The organism is Arthrobacter sp. MMS24-T111 (assembly GCF_054888995.1).
Window position 1 is genome coordinate 1,062,668 of record NZ_JBTZRO010000001.1, and the last position, 11,986, is coordinate 1,074,653.

The window sequence follows — 11,986 nt, forward strand, 5'->3', positions numbered from 1 at the left end:
GGCTACGGCCTCAATTCGATGACCGTCTTGCCGATTCTCACGGGTACCCCTGGCTCAACCGGCAAGGCGCGGGTCAGTTGCTGGTCTCCCAGGTATGTTCCATTGGTGGAGCCGAGATCTTCGATGAACCACCGGCTTCCCTGCGGGAACAGCCTGGCGTGGCGGCCGGAGGCGTAATCGTCCTCCAGGACCAGGGTGGCTTCCTGGGCGCGTCCCAGGAGGATGGGGCTGGCGGCCAGGGGAAGGGTCTTGCCCTTGAGTGGGCCTTCCACGACCACCAGTTGCCGGGCCTGCTGCTTCACAGGCTGTTGCGTCGGTTCGGCCAGTTCCGGGTTGCGCCGGACCTGGCGTGCCGTGGGTGCGCCGGCCGCTGCCTTGCGGCCCACCATGAGGTCGCGGCGCATGGCGGAGACGATGCTGAAGATGAGTACCCAGAGGAGCAGCAGGAAGCCGAACCGCAGCGCGGTGATGGTGAGGTCGCTCATGCGCGGCCACCCGGGCTGGCAGGAAGCAGGCGGAAGATAATCTTTGTCCGTCCCATCGTGATGGTGGAGCCGTCCGTGAGTTCGGTGCTCCCGGAGACCCTCTGCCCGTTGACGTAGCTGCCGTTGGTGGAACCAAGGTCCACCGCATTCGTTACGCCGTCGGCCGTGCGGATTTCGAGGTGGCGGCGCGAGACACCCGTGTCCTCGATATGGATGTCTGCCTCGGAGGACCGGCCCAGGATGATGGACGGGGCGTTCAGCGAATAGCGCTGGCCGTCGATATCGAGCACAGGCTGGAGCCTCGCGGGCTGCCGGCTCGGTGCTGCGGGAACGTTGGGCCGCGCCGGGGCGGGTGCCGGAGCTGGGGAGCCTTGGGATTTCTCGGTGGAGGAAGCGATCTCGAAGTCACCGGCCCGAAGCCCGGACTCCCGGCGAAAGGAAATCCTGACCGGCCCTTGGAGAATGTAGTCCTGGCCGCGGACATGGTTGATGACGACGTCGCAGAGTTCCTCGGCGAGGGGAGTACCCCACTCCTGTGCCCGCCGGAAGTCCTCATCGCTGAGCTGCACATCGAAAACGTTGGGCACCAATGTGCGGCCTGCAGCCACGGTAAGGGCCTTGTGGTCCACTTCGCGGCGGAGCCTGCTGGCAATCTCCACAGGCTCGACCTGGGCCTTGGACCCGGTGGAGAAGACACCGCGGACGGCCTTTTCAATGCCGCGTTCGACCCTGTCCAGCAGACCCATGGTTCTTCTCCTTTCCCCCGGTTCCAGGGAAGACGTTGTTCCTGACCAGCACCTGCAGTGCAGTGCGCCGCATTGTGGGGTGGCTGCCGACGGCAGCCGCTCCTGTATCCGATACTACTGGCCAGCCCCGTGAATGACCTTAATCCACAACGGCCGGGCGCCGGCAAAAGTTCGTCTTCACAACCGGGCATCACTGCCGCCGGACCGGCTCTCGGCGGCCTCCCCGGCCCGTTCCTGTGCAGTTTTTGCGCTGCCGCCAACCAGATCCGGGGTGCCGGAGGCGGCTGCCTGGCGGCCAATTGGTAATTTGCCGCATGTGTCCGTTATGCTTGATCTCGCTGCTTTTACGAGGTGCAGGTACGGAAATCCGGGCCGGCTGAGTGGAAGAAGTTGCGCGCGAGTGGCGGAACGGCAGACGCGCTGGCTTCAGGTGCCAGTGTCCGAAAGGGCGTGGGGGTTCAAATCCCCCCTCGCGCACGCACATGGAAAAGCCCCGGTCTTGGACCGGGGCTTTTTTGCGTTCCTGGCCGCTCATGGGCTGGTTCGCGGATCCGTCCCTATAAAGAGCGGGTGTGCGAACACGCTTAGGAATGCGGCGGCGAAGCGTCCTGCGGCGCGGCCGGGCGCGCGGACGCCTTGAACCGGCGTCGTGAATTGGCCAGGTGGCTCCGCATGGCAGCCGCCGCGGCCGCCTCGTCACCATCCGCGATGGCCTCCAGGATGGAGCGGTGCTCCAGTACTACCTGATCGAAATGGTCCCGGGCATAATGCTCGACGCCGGTCATCAGGCGGGTGCGCGGCATCGCGATCATGGTCTGCCCCAAGGCTGCCAGGCAGTCCGAGTAATAGGCGTTGCCGGAGGCCGCAGCCACGGCACGGTGGAATTCGAAGTCCGACTTCATGGCGTGGGCAGGGTGGCCGGAGCTTTCGGTAAAGGCTTCCAATGCCGTGCCGACGGCCCGCAACTGCCTGTCGGTGCGGTTGCGGGCTGCCAGTGCCGCGGCCTCCGTCTCCACGCCCATGCGGAATTCCAGCAGGCGCAGCCTGTCCTCGGTGCTGGCCACAGGACGTCCACCCGGCATGGCCGGCGGCGAGTCCGAGGGCGGCGTGAGGGCGAAACTGCCGCGTCCGCGTTCGGTTTCAACGAGTCCCTCGGCCTGCAGCCGTGTCAGGGCTGCCCGGACCACCGTGCGGCTGACGCCGAAATCACTGATGAGCGTGTTCTCGCTGGGCAGCTTCTCGCCCGGCTGGATGACGCCGTCGACAATGCGGTTTCGAAGGTCAGCGGCGAGATCCGCGGTGAGGTTCCGGCTCATGGGTCAAGGTTACAAGCCGAAGGCGACGGTTTTCTGTTGTACTCGCCACTCCCGGGCCGCGGCAGGAATAGCGCCCGGCGGCGATGCCGTTGACCCAGGCATGAAGGCAATTACCTACAGCGAATACGGCAGCCCCGACGTCCTCGAGCTCACCGAGCAGCCCATGCCGAAGGTGGGCCCGGGAATGGTCCTGGTCAAGGTGAAGGCGGCTGCAGTCAATCCGGTGGACTGGAAGATCATGGCGGGTTACCTGGACGCCGCCATGGACCTGCAGTTTCCGGCGATCCCGGGATGGGATGTTGCCGGCGTGGTGGAGTCGGTGGGAATCGATTCCCCGCAGTTCAAGCCCGGCGACGAAGTAATCGCCTACGGGCGCAAGGACTACGTCCACGGCGGCAGCTTCGCCGAATACATTGCGTTGCCCGAAAGGCTCCTGGCGCGGAAGCCCGCCACCCTTGACTGGAACGGGTCCGCAGGCCTTCCGCTGGCGGGCTTGACTGCCTACCAGGTGCTAAAGCGCCTCGGCCTCAGCTCAGGCGAGACCGTACTGATCCACGGCGGCGCCGGCGGAGTGGGATCCCTGGGCATCCAGATTGCGGTGGCACTGGGCGCCGAGGTCATTGCGACGGCGTCGGAAAAGAATCACGATTTCCTCCGCTCCCTGGGCGCGCACCCCGTCACGTATGGTGAGGGTCTTGCCGACCGGGTCCGGTCCCTCCGTCCTGATGGAGTGGAGGTGGTTGCCGATTTTGTCGGCGGCAACCTGGCGGCCACCCTCGCCGTGCTTGCCGAAGGCGGACGGCATGCTTCTATCGCCGACAGCGACGTTGAAGAGCATGGCGGAACCTGGATGTGGGTCAGTCCTGTTGGCGCCCAGCTTCAGGAACTGGCTGACCTGGTGGACGACAGGAAGATGCGGGTGGAGGTTGCCGAGGTGTTTCCCCTGGCCCGCGCAGCGGATGCATTCCGGCTCAACATGGAAGGACATACCCGGGGCAAGATCGTCGTGGCGGTGGACCACACAGCCTGAGTCCGCAGTGACCGTTACTTCCTGATTGCCCCGAAGCCTGCAATCAGCGCCTCGAGTCCAAGGCGAAAGGCGGTGTCGGCCGGGCGGCCGCGTTCCTGCCCGGCCGGCGCCACTTCCCCTGATGCGGAATTTCGCACGGCGGCCGTGAAATAGGGCGTGGATTCCGCCATAGAACCGGCGTCGAAAATGTCCTCGGGCGCAGTGACGTCGTAGGCGGAGCCGAAGATAAAGGACTCCAGTGCCACTATGGATGGCACGATCCGGTCCTGGGGGAACCCGGCGTCGGAAAATCCCTTGCTGACGGTCTCGTACATGGCGAGGGTCTGCGGGGCATCGGTTACAGGCAGGACAGCGATGACGGGAATCAGCGGGGTGTGTTCGGCAAAGACATCCCGGTAGCTCCAGGCCCAGGTGCGCACGGCGTCTTCCCAGCTGCCGTGGCCAAATCCGGAGACATCCACCAGGGACATCAGATGGTCCTCCACCAGGAGCAGCACGTCGTGCTTGGACGCCACGTGGTTGTAAAGGGCGGACGGCGCAACGTCGAGCATCTTCGCGAGGGCGGCCATGGTCAGTCCGTCATAGCCCTTGCGGCTGACCAGCTTCAGCGCCGCCGAGGTGATCCCCGCTTTGTCCAGAACCGCCGCCGACGGCCTGCCCGCCCGCCTCCTCTGCGCGCCCCCGCTGGTGGCGGCGCGTCCCTGTGCGGCTGATAGTGCCGGCATTCCTGCCCTTTCGTCGGTGGTCTCCAGCATTATTCCATCCGGGACTTCCGCTCCCGGATGCCACCGGTTATAGTTCTACTAAATGAATGCCATTCATTTAGTGGTTTCCGTCACTAAGGAAGCCGAAGAGAGGACATCATGCTGAACCTGAACCGCGACGTCGTGGTCGTTGGAGCCGGGCCGTCCGGACTCACCGCCGCCCGTGAACTGAAGAAGGCCGGCCTCACCGTCGCCGTACTTGAGGCCCGCGACCGCGTGGGCGGCCGCACCTGGACGGACACCGTGGACGGCGCCATGCTCGAGATTGGCGGCCAGTGGGTTTCCCCGGACCAGACCGCCCTCCTGGAACTCCTCCGGGAACTGAACCTGGAGACCTACCCGCGCTACCGCGACGGCGAGTCCATCTACATCGGTGCGGACGGCACCCCCGTGCGGTACACCGGCGACTCCTTCCCCGTGGACGCGGACACCGCCGTCGAAATGGACCGCCTGGTGGCCCTCCTGGACGGACTGGCTGCCGAGATTGGCGCTACGGAGCCGTGGGCCCACCCGAAAGCCCGCGAACTGGACACCATCTCCTTCCATCACTGGCTGCGGCAGCACTCGGCCAACGAGGAAGCCTGCAAGAACATCGGCCTCTTCATCGCAGGCGGCATGCTCACCAAGCCGGCCCACGCCTTCTCCGCCCTGCAGGCGGTCCTGATGGCAGCCTCCGCCGGGTCGTTCACCCACCTGACAGACGAGGACTTTATCCTCGACCGGCGCGTGGTGGGCGGGATGCAGCAGGTTTCGCTGCTCCAGGCGCAGGAACTGGGCGACGACGTCGTGCTGGACTCCCCGGTGCGCACCATCAACTGGGAGCAGGATGCCGACGGCGGCTACCGGGTGGCCGTCGAGTCTGACCGCGCCACCGTCAATGCCCGCTTTGTGGTCATGGCCGTGCCGCCCAACCTCTACTCCCGGGTCTCGTTCAACCCGCCGTTGCCGCGCCGCCAGCACCAGATGCACCAGCACCAGTCCCTGGGCCTGGTTATCAAGGTCCATGCCGTCTACGCCACTCCTTTCTGGCGGGACAAGGGACTTTCGGGTACCGGCTTTGGCGCGGATGCTTTGGTGCAGGAGGTCTACGACAACACCAACTACGGAGATTCCCGCGGCACGCTGGTGGGCTTCGTCTCGGATGAGAAGGCGGACGCCGTCTTTGAGCTCAGCGCCGACGCCCGGAAGAAGGCCATCCTGGAATCCATTGCCGGCTTCCTTGGTGACGAAGCCCTGGCTCCGGAGGTCTACTTCGAATCCGACTGGGGTTCGGAGGAGTGGACCCGCGGCGCCTACGCTGCCAGCTACGACCTGGGCGGCCTGCACCGCTACGGCAAGGACCAGCTGGCCCCCGTGGGACCTATCTACTGGTCCTCGTCCGACCTGGCTGCGGAAGGCTACCAGCACGTCGACGGTGCCGTCCGCATGGGGCGCCTGACCGCCGCGCGCATCGCCGAGGTGGCGAAGGTTCCGGTTGCCGCCGGCTGGTAAATAAGCATGCTTACTAATAGGCTGGCGGCGGGGAGCGTCCCCGACTTCAGACGAACGAGGTGAGGCATGACTGACGCGCAGAGCATCAGCAAGGTTACTGAGATCATCAACGATGCCAAGATCGGGATGGTCACCACCATCAACGAAGAAGGCGCCCTCGTCAGCCGGCCGCTGGCAGTCCAGGAGGTCATGGACGACGGCGATATGTGGTTCTTCACCGGCCTGGGCACCTCGCAGGTGGCGCACGTCCGGGCAGATCCGCGCGTCAACGTCGCCTTTGGCAAGAACACCGAATGGGTTTCCGTTGCCGGAACCGCCGAGGTGGTCACGGACCGGGCCAAGATCCACGAAATGTGGAACCAGGTGGTCGAGGCGTGGTTCCCCGACGGTCCGGACACCCCCGAAGTGTGCCTGCTCCGGGTCGAATCGGACTCCGCGGAGTACTGGACCAGCCCGGGTGGCACTGCGGCCACCGTGCTGCAGTGGGTGAAGTCTAAGGTCACCAACAGCCGGATGAGTGTTGGCGAGAGCGGAACCGTGGAGCTTTAGCAGAACCAGGGGGCGGAGCGGCTACGGCTGCTCCGCCCTTTTCAACGCCTGCAGGACTGCCGGCAGCAGCACGTCATTGCGGCCCCACAGCGGATCCAGGATCTCCACGTACCAGGAGTCCGCGAGGAGCAGGGCCAGGGCATCGTTGGTTTCCACGGCCCAGTCCCGGATCTGTTCCTCTTCCACCGGGTTTTCGCTGGAGCCGAGGACCGTGGTCACTTCCGATCCGGCGATGGTCACGGGGATGGCTGCGCTGCTGGCCTCGCCAGGCGCGTGCGCCACCGTCACCAGTTCGGTGCGGGTGGACAGCGCCAGCAGTTCACCAGCGGTGGCGGCACTGCAGAAGCCCGTGACGTATTCGCGTTGCGCCGCCGCACCGTCCCGGATGCCCGGTTGGGATTCCTTGGTGAAGAGGCCGTGCCGGTTCAGCTCTGCCAAGGCCCCGGCGATGGGCCTGGTCTCGTCGTCGGAGCCCGGGGCAAAGTGTCCGGGCTGGTAGGAACTACCGCCCTCCAGCCACCGGGCCGTCAGTTCCCCGGCGGCCTCAAGGGTAGTGGCTTGGCGCCAGACTCCACGGTCCTCCAACAGCCGGCCGAACTTGTCATGGACCGGCACTTCCTCAGGCTTCATCTTCGGATGCTATCGCCGGGGCGGCGGCCCGATCCACCGCCCCCGACACAGCAGTTAACCTCAGCCGGCCTGGTCGGCCGGCTGGCGGGATGGAATTCCGGACGCCCGTTCGGCCGCCGCCAGGGTTGCCGCCAGGCTCCCGACGGCGTCCGGGTACGTCGCGTGCGCGGCAGTGCGCAGCTGGTCCGCCGTGCGCATCGCCTTGATCAGGGCGGAGGTCTCCGGCAGGCGCACGTCCGTCAGGGCGGGGTAGTCGATCATGCTGGCCGGATCGAGCTCATAGCGGCGCCAGCGGAGCAAAAGCTCGTCATGCCGAGCCGTCGCCGCCTGATGGGCAGAGAGCTGCCGGCGGTGCTCACGGCGGCCCGCATGCCAGGCCAGGTACCGGGGGGTGGCGTGGTGGGCGGCAATTCCCGCGGCCACCGCCGCGCCCGCCATGACAAGCCCGGACCAGGGGGACACCATCGCAGGGATGATCAACGCCGGAAGTGCAACGCACGAGCCCAGGAAAAGGTCCCAGAACAGCTGGTCCGGCACCTCGGCGGCGCGGCCCTTGGGTCCCAGTGCCCGGCGTCGTACGGCAAAAACTGTGGCGGCCACGCTGGCAACCAGGACCGGACCACACAACAGGACCGCCCACGCACCTTGATGCAGTCCCTGGAACAGGAATTCGGCCATGGCTGACATTGTGCACCTCCAGCGCCCGCAGGCCCCGGCCGGAACGCCCGGGCTGGTCATTCCATTGCATCGTCTTCCGGGCACCGCGTCAATGGCGTCAGGGAATGGCCACAGGGCGTACTGCAAAGCATCGGGAGGTGGGTAGCGTGGACCCATGCGTATCAAAATGTGCAGCATCCATGTCCAGGATCCCGCAGCGGCCCATGCCTTCTACACGGGGACCCTGGGCTTTGACACGCTCATGGCCATGCCTGAGTACAACCTATACATCATCAAGGACCCCGGCGCGGACGACAGTTCCACGGGGTTGCTCCTGGAGCCCAGCGACAACCCGATCGGCGCGGACTACATGAACGCCGTGCGCGAAGCGGGCCTGCCCGCCATCGTCTTCGGCGTCCCGGACGTCCAGGCCGAATTCGAACGGCTGACGGCGGCCGGCGTCAGCTTCAAGACGCCGCCCACCACGGATCCCTTCGGCACCAGTGCCGTGTTCGACGACGGCTGCGGCAACTACATCCAGATCCACCAGGACTGAGGGCTACTCCGCCTTCGCGCGGTCCTTCTTGGCCTGCTTTTTCGCCGCCTCTTCCTTGACCCGCTGGGCCTCGGCGCGGACGGCAGCGTGCGTGGAACGCTCGGTGACCAGCCATTGTGGCGGTGCCTGCAGCAGGGCGGTGATTTCCGCCGTCGTAAGCGCTTCCTCCACGCCGCCGCGGGCAAGGCCGCTGATGGACACGTTCAGCTTCTGTGCCACCACCGGGCGGGGGTGCGGGCCGTTGCGGCGGAGCTCGGCGAGCCACTCCGGCGGGTTGGCCTGGAGCTCGGCGAATTCCTCGCGGGTGATGGTTGAATCCTGGAACTCCTGCGGCGCAGCAGGCAGGTAGATGCCAAGTTTCTTGGCAACGGTGGCCGGCTTCATGGACTGGGAGTTTGCAGAGGTCATGCTTCAAGGGTATCCGGGCGGCGGGTACTGTGAAGACGTGCCCGCCGACAATACCCCTGCCCCTGACGCCCCGGATGCCGTTGCCGGCGCAGAGCCGCGGATGCTTCGCATCTCCTACGTGGCAGGAGTGACGCCCGGTAAGTGGATCCGCCGGTGGGAGGAGCGGATGCAGGATATTCCGCTGCGCGCATCCATGGTTGACGACGGCGACCAGCTGGAGGTGCTTCGCGACGGCAGGGCGGACATGGCCTTTGTCCGGCTTCCGGTGGACCGGAACGGCCTCAATGTCATCCCGCTGTATGAGGAGCAGCCCGTGGTGGTGGCCCCCAAAGGCCACGAGATCTCCGTGTTCGAGGAAGTGGCGCTTGCCGACCTGGAAGAGGAATCGATCCTGGATGTGGCTTCATTGGGTGGACCGGAGGCGGCGCTCCAGGTGGTTGCCACCGGCGCCGGGCTGGTGATCCTCCCCATGCCGGTGGCGCGCCACCTCAACGTCAAAGACACGGTGGCGCGGCGGCTGACCGGGTTGGACGGGACGGAAATCGGGCTGGCCTGGCCTGTTGACGCCACGGACGAGGTCCTTGAAGAGTTCATCGGCATCGTCCGCGGGCGCACTGCCCACAGTTCGCGGCAGCCCTCTGCCCAGCCGGTCAAGGAAAAGAAGGATCCCAAACCGGACCGGCGGGGAACCGGCACCAAAAAAGCCCCGAAAGTGGCCCAGCGCTATGCTCCCAACCCGGACAAGGGCCGTGGCAGGGGATCGCGGAAAAAGGGCAAAAGATAATCATTCACGGGTCCGTCGCGGCCAAATAATAAGTCTACTTGCGAATATGTTGCTAAGCATGCTTATTGTAGGAGGGTAGCGACGCGGGGTGACCAGCACCTTGCCACCTGCAGGAAGGCCGCGGCCCGATGACCAGCAACCTCGATCCTGATGCCCGGAGCAGTTACCGCCTGATCGCGTTGGCGGCGCGCCTGATCCAGCGGCGCCAGGACGATGCCTTGGCCCACCTTGGCCTCACCCGTGCCGCCGTCATTGCCCTGGAAGGGTTGACGGAGGGTCCGCTGAACCAGGAACAACTTGCCGAGGAAATCCGGGTCCAGAGCCAGACGCTGGGCCGGGTCCTCCTGCGGCTCGAAGCCGCCGGCCTGATTACCCGGACCCGCCAGGTCACGGACCGCCGGCAACTAAAGGTGGAACTGACGGATGCGGGCAGTGCCGCGGTCGAAGCCGCACGGGAAGCGGAGGTCAACGCCTACCCGCGCGACTCCGATATTTCGTGGAAAGCCCTCCGCGAGGAGCTGACGAAGTTCGTCCACGCGGTCCCGCCGGGCCATGACTCCGGAGTAGTTCCCTTCGCGCCGCCCGAACACCGTACGGGGCACCGCGGCCAGGCCAGCCGTGCCGGCGGCATGCGCAGCTGGGACCAGCCCCGGCAGAACTGATCACACGCGGGGAGCGTGCCGAACGTCCGCGGAACCCTCGTGCCGGTCAGGCCGGGCAGGCGTCGTTGAGGGCTTTGACCGAGTCCGCCGGCACTTGGTCCCCGGATGCAGCCACGTCGCCGAGCGGCGTCGTGATTTCCGCCGGGACCCCGGCCTCCCGGGCCGCGGACACCAACCCTGCCAGCGCCTTCTTATCGTCCACGCTGACAAGTCCGTCCTGGACCCTGGCGCAGATCTGCTTGGTGACCTCCTGGGCAACGGCGGAGGCGGCCTGGGAAGCGGCGGCGCTGGCCGCGTTGCCGGCCGCGTCCCCTGCCGCGCCGCATCCGGTCAACAATAAAGCTGCGGACAGGACGGCGGTGAGGGCTGCGTGGCGGCGGATCATGGTTCCAGCCTACCGGCGGGCGGGAACCCCCAGGATGCCGTCCAGCAGCCCATTCCGGAATTTGCCCTCCGGATCGTGCCCGGCGGCGAAGGCCCGGAAGTCTGCGAAGCGCGGATAGAGCTTCTCCCAGTCGTAAGCGTCCGCGGAAAACAGCTTTCCCCAGTGCGGCCTCGCCCCGAAGGGCCGCAGGGCTTCTTCAAGGACCGGAAGGAAAGCCTCCACCTCGGGTTGCATCGGCTTCCAGGTAAAGTGCAAGGCCACGCTCGGCTGCCGGAAGAACGGGCTGAGCCAAAACTCATCGGCGGCGCCGGTGCGGATCTCCGAGACAAAGAGCAGGGGTGCGAGCTCGTCCGCGAGGGCCCGGACCGCCTGGAGGGCCGCGGGGGCCTGCCCGATGGGCAGGATGAACTCGCTTTGCAGGCGTCCCCGTTGCTCGGCGTGAATTCATGGCGGAAATGCGGGAGACGGTCCAGCCAGGGCCCGGGCTGGTCCAGCTGGAGGGTGCAGTTCTCGGCAGACATGTCCGGCAGTGGATGGCGCGGGCGCTGGGCCGGTGTGGCGCCGTACAGGTTGGCCAGCGGCTCTTCCCCGGCAAGGGCTTTGAGCCAGACCTGGTTGACGGTGTCACCGGCATAGTCCGTAAAGAGGCTGACGCTGTAGGCGCTGGACACGATGGCGGTGAAGTCCTCCAGCGCGGCATCCCACGGAAGGTCTTCCAGGACGCGCTGGCGCATGCTGAAGCTTGGCCGTACCGCCAGTTCCAGCCCGGTGACGATGCCGAGGGCACCCATGCCCACCACGCTGGCCAGGAAGTCGTCCCCGTCCTTCCGGGACAGCGTGACCTGCTCGCCCGAGGCCCGAACCATGTCGATCGATTCCACGGCGCCGGCCAGTGCGGGGTTGTTGACGCCGGAACCGTGGGTGCCGGTCTGCACCGCGCCGGCTACCGAGATGTGCGGCAGTGATGCCATGTTGTGGATGGCAAGGCCGGCCTCTTCGAGCTTCCGGCACAGGGCACCGTAGCTCACCCCGCCGCTGACCCGGACCGTTGAACGGTCCGCACCCACCTCCACCTGCTGGGGGAGTGCATCGAGGAGGACGTGCACACCGTCCGTGTCTCCGACGCTGTTGAATGAGTGCCGTGACCCCAAGGCCTTCACCCGCGTCGATCCGGCGACGATGGCAGCCAGTTCGCTGACCGATTCCGGCCGCCGGACATCAGCGGAGGAGTATTGGAGGTTTCCTGCCCAGTTCTTCATTGAGTGGCTTTCGCTTGGTGTTGGGGTCATTCCACTGTCAGCGCTAACAAAGTGGGCTGTCAAGGCACTTCCGCTGTGCGGGCGGCGGCCCGCCAGTGTCCGGGCCGTCCGATACCCGCCGGGAGGCTCGTGGCCGCGCTGCCCCGCGCCGCGGCAACCTGCGCGGACCTCCTCGCTGACCTCCCGCAGAACCGCGCCAACACTCTCATGGAGGGACCCGACGTCGGCTGCAAGGACCGTTTCGAGGCTTCCACCGGCGATTCC

General features: G+C 66.3%; 14 protein-coding genes, 1 tRNA gene and 1 pseudogene. 7 read left to right on the forward strand and 9 right to left on the reverse strand.

Annotated elements, in window-relative coordinates:
- Positions 1 to 2 precede the first annotated feature (2 nt).
- Together ACX5I6_RS04825 and ACX5I6_RS04830 are read right to left on the reverse strand one after the other, a co-directional pair.
- Positions 3 to 485 carry an FHA domain-containing protein FhaB/FipA gene (locus ACX5I6_RS04825; RefSeq protein WP_461839661.1) on the reverse strand — a complete coding sequence of 161 codons (483 nt, stop codon included), beginning with the start codon at positions 483 to 485 and terminating at the stop codon, positions 3 to 5.
- Positions 482 to 1,231 (reverse strand): FhaA domain-containing protein, encoded by a 750-nt coding sequence (locus tag ACX5I6_RS04830; RefSeq protein ID WP_461839662.1) that lies wholly within the window; start codon positions 1,229 to 1,231, stop codon positions 482 to 484. Before ACX5I6_RS04830 ends, ACX5I6_RS04825 begins: the two co-directional genes overlap by 4 nt.
- 394 nt (positions 1,232 to 1,625) lie before the next feature.
- On the opposite strand from ACX5I6_RS04830, the gene ACX5I6_RS04835 reads away from it, so the two are divergent.
- Positions 1,626 to 1,708 (forward strand) — tRNA-Leu (locus tag ACX5I6_RS04835).
- 107 nt (positions 1,709 to 1,815) lie between these two features.
- On the opposite strand, the gene ACX5I6_RS04840 is transcribed toward ACX5I6_RS04835, so the two are convergent.
- Positions 1,816 to 2,547, reverse strand: coding sequence for a FadR/GntR family transcriptional regulator (locus ACX5I6_RS04840; RefSeq protein WP_461839663.1), 732 nt, complete (start codon positions 2,545 to 2,547; stop codon positions 1,816 to 1,818).
- Positions 2,548 to 2,647: 100 nt separating this feature from the next.
- On the opposite strand from ACX5I6_RS04840, the gene ACX5I6_RS04845 reads away from it, so the two are divergent.
- Positions 2,648 to 3,577: an NADP-dependent oxidoreductase gene (locus tag ACX5I6_RS04845; protein ID WP_461839664.1), complete on the forward strand. Its 930-nt coding sequence runs from the start codon at positions 2,648 to 2,650 to the stop codon at positions 3,575 to 3,577.
- A 14-nt stretch (positions 3,578 to 3,591) separates the two neighbouring features.
- On the opposite strand, the gene ACX5I6_RS04850 is transcribed toward ACX5I6_RS04845, so the two are convergent.
- Positions 3,592 to 4,332 (reverse strand): TetR/AcrR family transcriptional regulator C-terminal domain-containing protein, encoded by a 741-nt coding sequence (locus ACX5I6_RS04850; protein WP_461839665.1) that lies wholly within the window; start codon positions 4,330 to 4,332, stop codon positions 3,592 to 3,594.
- A 108-nt stretch (positions 4,333 to 4,440) separates the two neighbouring features.
- On the opposite strand from ACX5I6_RS04850, the gene ACX5I6_RS04855 reads away from it, so the two are divergent.
- Positions 4,441 to 5,832: a flavin monoamine oxidase family protein gene (locus tag ACX5I6_RS04855; protein ID WP_461839666.1), complete on the forward strand. Its 1,392-nt coding sequence runs from the start codon at positions 4,441 to 4,443 to the stop codon at positions 5,830 to 5,832.
- Between the two features lie 66 nt (positions 5,833 to 5,898).
- Positions 5,899 to 6,381 carry a pyridoxamine 5'-phosphate oxidase family protein gene (locus ACX5I6_RS04860; RefSeq protein ID WP_018763393.1) on the forward strand — a complete coding sequence of 161 codons (483 nt, stop codon included), beginning with the start codon at positions 5,899 to 5,901 and terminating at the stop codon, positions 6,379 to 6,381.
- 21 nt (positions 6,382 to 6,402) lie between these two features.
- On the opposite strand, the gene ACX5I6_RS04865 is transcribed toward ACX5I6_RS04860, so the two are convergent.
- On the reverse strand, positions 6,403 to 7,011 hold the full coding sequence (locus tag ACX5I6_RS04865) for a DUF6919 domain-containing protein (protein WP_133831426.1): 609 nt from the start codon (positions 7,009 to 7,011) through the stop codon (positions 6,403 to 6,405).
- A gap of 60 nt (positions 7,012 to 7,071) precedes the next feature.
- Positions 7,072 to 7,689, reverse strand: a complete 618-nt coding sequence (locus tag ACX5I6_RS04870; RefSeq protein WP_461839667.1) for a hypothetical protein — start codon at positions 7,687 to 7,689, stop codon at positions 7,072 to 7,074.
- A gap of 154 nt (positions 7,690 to 7,843) precedes the next feature.
- Between ACX5I6_RS04870 and ACX5I6_RS04875 the strand changes: the two genes are divergently transcribed.
- Positions 7,844 to 8,224 (forward strand): VOC family protein, encoded by a 381-nt coding sequence (locus tag ACX5I6_RS04875; protein WP_018763390.1) that lies wholly within the window; start codon positions 7,844 to 7,846, stop codon positions 8,222 to 8,224.
- A 3-nt stretch (positions 8,225 to 8,227) separates the two neighbouring features.
- Here ACX5I6_RS04875 and ACX5I6_RS04880 read toward each other — a convergent pair whose 3' ends face one another.
- Positions 8,228 to 8,632, reverse strand: a complete 405-nt coding sequence (locus ACX5I6_RS04880; RefSeq protein ID WP_026265045.1) for a DUF5997 family protein — start codon at positions 8,630 to 8,632, stop codon at positions 8,228 to 8,230.
- Between ACX5I6_RS04880 and ACX5I6_RS04885 the strand changes: the two genes are divergently transcribed.
- Positions 8,595 to 9,416, forward strand: a complete 822-nt coding sequence (locus tag ACX5I6_RS04885) for a LysR substrate-binding domain-containing protein (protein ID WP_461839668.1) — start codon at positions 8,595 to 8,597, stop codon at positions 9,414 to 9,416. The genes ACX5I6_RS04880 and ACX5I6_RS04885 overlap by 38 nt on opposite strands.
- Before the next feature lie 128 nt (positions 9,417 to 9,544).
- The gene (locus tag ACX5I6_RS04890) at positions 9,545 to 10,078 is read left to right on the forward strand and encodes a MarR family winged helix-turn-helix transcriptional regulator (protein WP_461839669.1); all 534 of its coding nucleotides are present in this window, start codon (positions 9,545 to 9,547) and stop codon (positions 10,076 to 10,078) included.
- Positions 10,079 to 10,124: 46 nt separating this feature from the next.
- Here the strand turns inward: ACX5I6_RS04890 and ACX5I6_RS04895 are convergent, their stop codons facing one another.
- Complete coding sequence (locus tag ACX5I6_RS04895) at positions 10,125 to 10,463, reverse strand: hypothetical protein (protein ID WP_461839670.1); 339 nt, start codon at positions 10,461 to 10,463, stop codon at positions 10,125 to 10,127.
- 9 nt (positions 10,464 to 10,472) lie between these two features.
- Positions 10,473 to 11,722, reverse strand: a pseudogene (locus ACX5I6_RS04900) (D-arabinono-1,4-lactone oxidase).
- Positions 11,723 to 11,986: the final 264 nt, after the last annotated feature.

Excerpts from the sequence above, each read along its gene's own strand:
- ACX5I6_RS04870 (WP_461839667.1), bottom strand. The coding sequence starts at position 7,689 with ATGGCCGAATTCCTGTTCCAGGGACTGCATCAAGGTGCGTGGGCGGTC.
- ACX5I6_RS04890 (WP_461839669.1), top strand. The coding sequence starts at position 9,545 with ATGACCAGCAACCTCGATCCTGATGCCCGGAGCAGTTACCGCCTGATC.
- ACX5I6_RS04825 (WP_461839661.1), bottom strand. The coding sequence starts at position 485 with ATGAGCGACCTCACCATCACCGCGCTGCGGTTCGGCTTCCTGCTGCTC.
- ACX5I6_RS04860 (WP_018763393.1), top strand. The coding sequence starts at position 5,899 with ATGACTGACGCGCAGAGCATCAGCAAGGTTACTGAGATCATCAACGAT.
- ACX5I6_RS04855 (WP_461839666.1), top strand. The coding sequence starts at position 4,441 with ATGCTGAACCTGAACCGCGACGTCGTGGTCGTTGGAGCCGGGCCGTCC.
- ACX5I6_RS04840 (WP_461839663.1), bottom strand. The coding sequence starts at position 2,547 with ATGAGCCGGAACCTCACCGCGGATCTCGCCGCTGACCTTCGAAACCGC.
- ACX5I6_RS04845 (WP_461839664.1), top strand. The coding sequence starts at position 2,648 with ATGAAGGCAATTACCTACAGCGAATACGGCAGCCCCGACGTCCTCGAG.
- ACX5I6_RS04875 (WP_018763390.1), top strand. The coding sequence starts at position 7,844 with ATGCGTATCAAAATGTGCAGCATCCATGTCCAGGATCCCGCAGCGGCC.
- ACX5I6_RS04895 (WP_461839670.1), bottom strand. The coding sequence starts at position 10,463 with ATGATCCGCCGCCACGCAGCCCTCACCGCCGTCCTGTCCGCAGCTTTA.
- ACX5I6_RS04830 (WP_461839662.1), bottom strand. The coding sequence starts at position 1,231 with ATGGGTCTGCTGGACAGGGTCGAACGCGGCATTGAAAAGGCCGTCCGC.
- ACX5I6_RS04880 (WP_026265045.1), bottom strand. The coding sequence starts at position 8,632 with ATGACCTCTGCAAACTCCCAGTCCATGAAGCCGGCCACCGTTGCCAAG.
- ACX5I6_RS04850 (WP_461839665.1), bottom strand. The coding sequence starts at position 4,332 with ATGCTGGAGACCACCGACGAAAGGGCAGGAATGCCGGCACTATCAGCC.
- ACX5I6_RS04865 (WP_133831426.1), bottom strand. The coding sequence starts at position 7,011 with ATGAAGCCTGAGGAAGTGCCGGTCCATGACAAGTTCGGCCGGCTGTTG.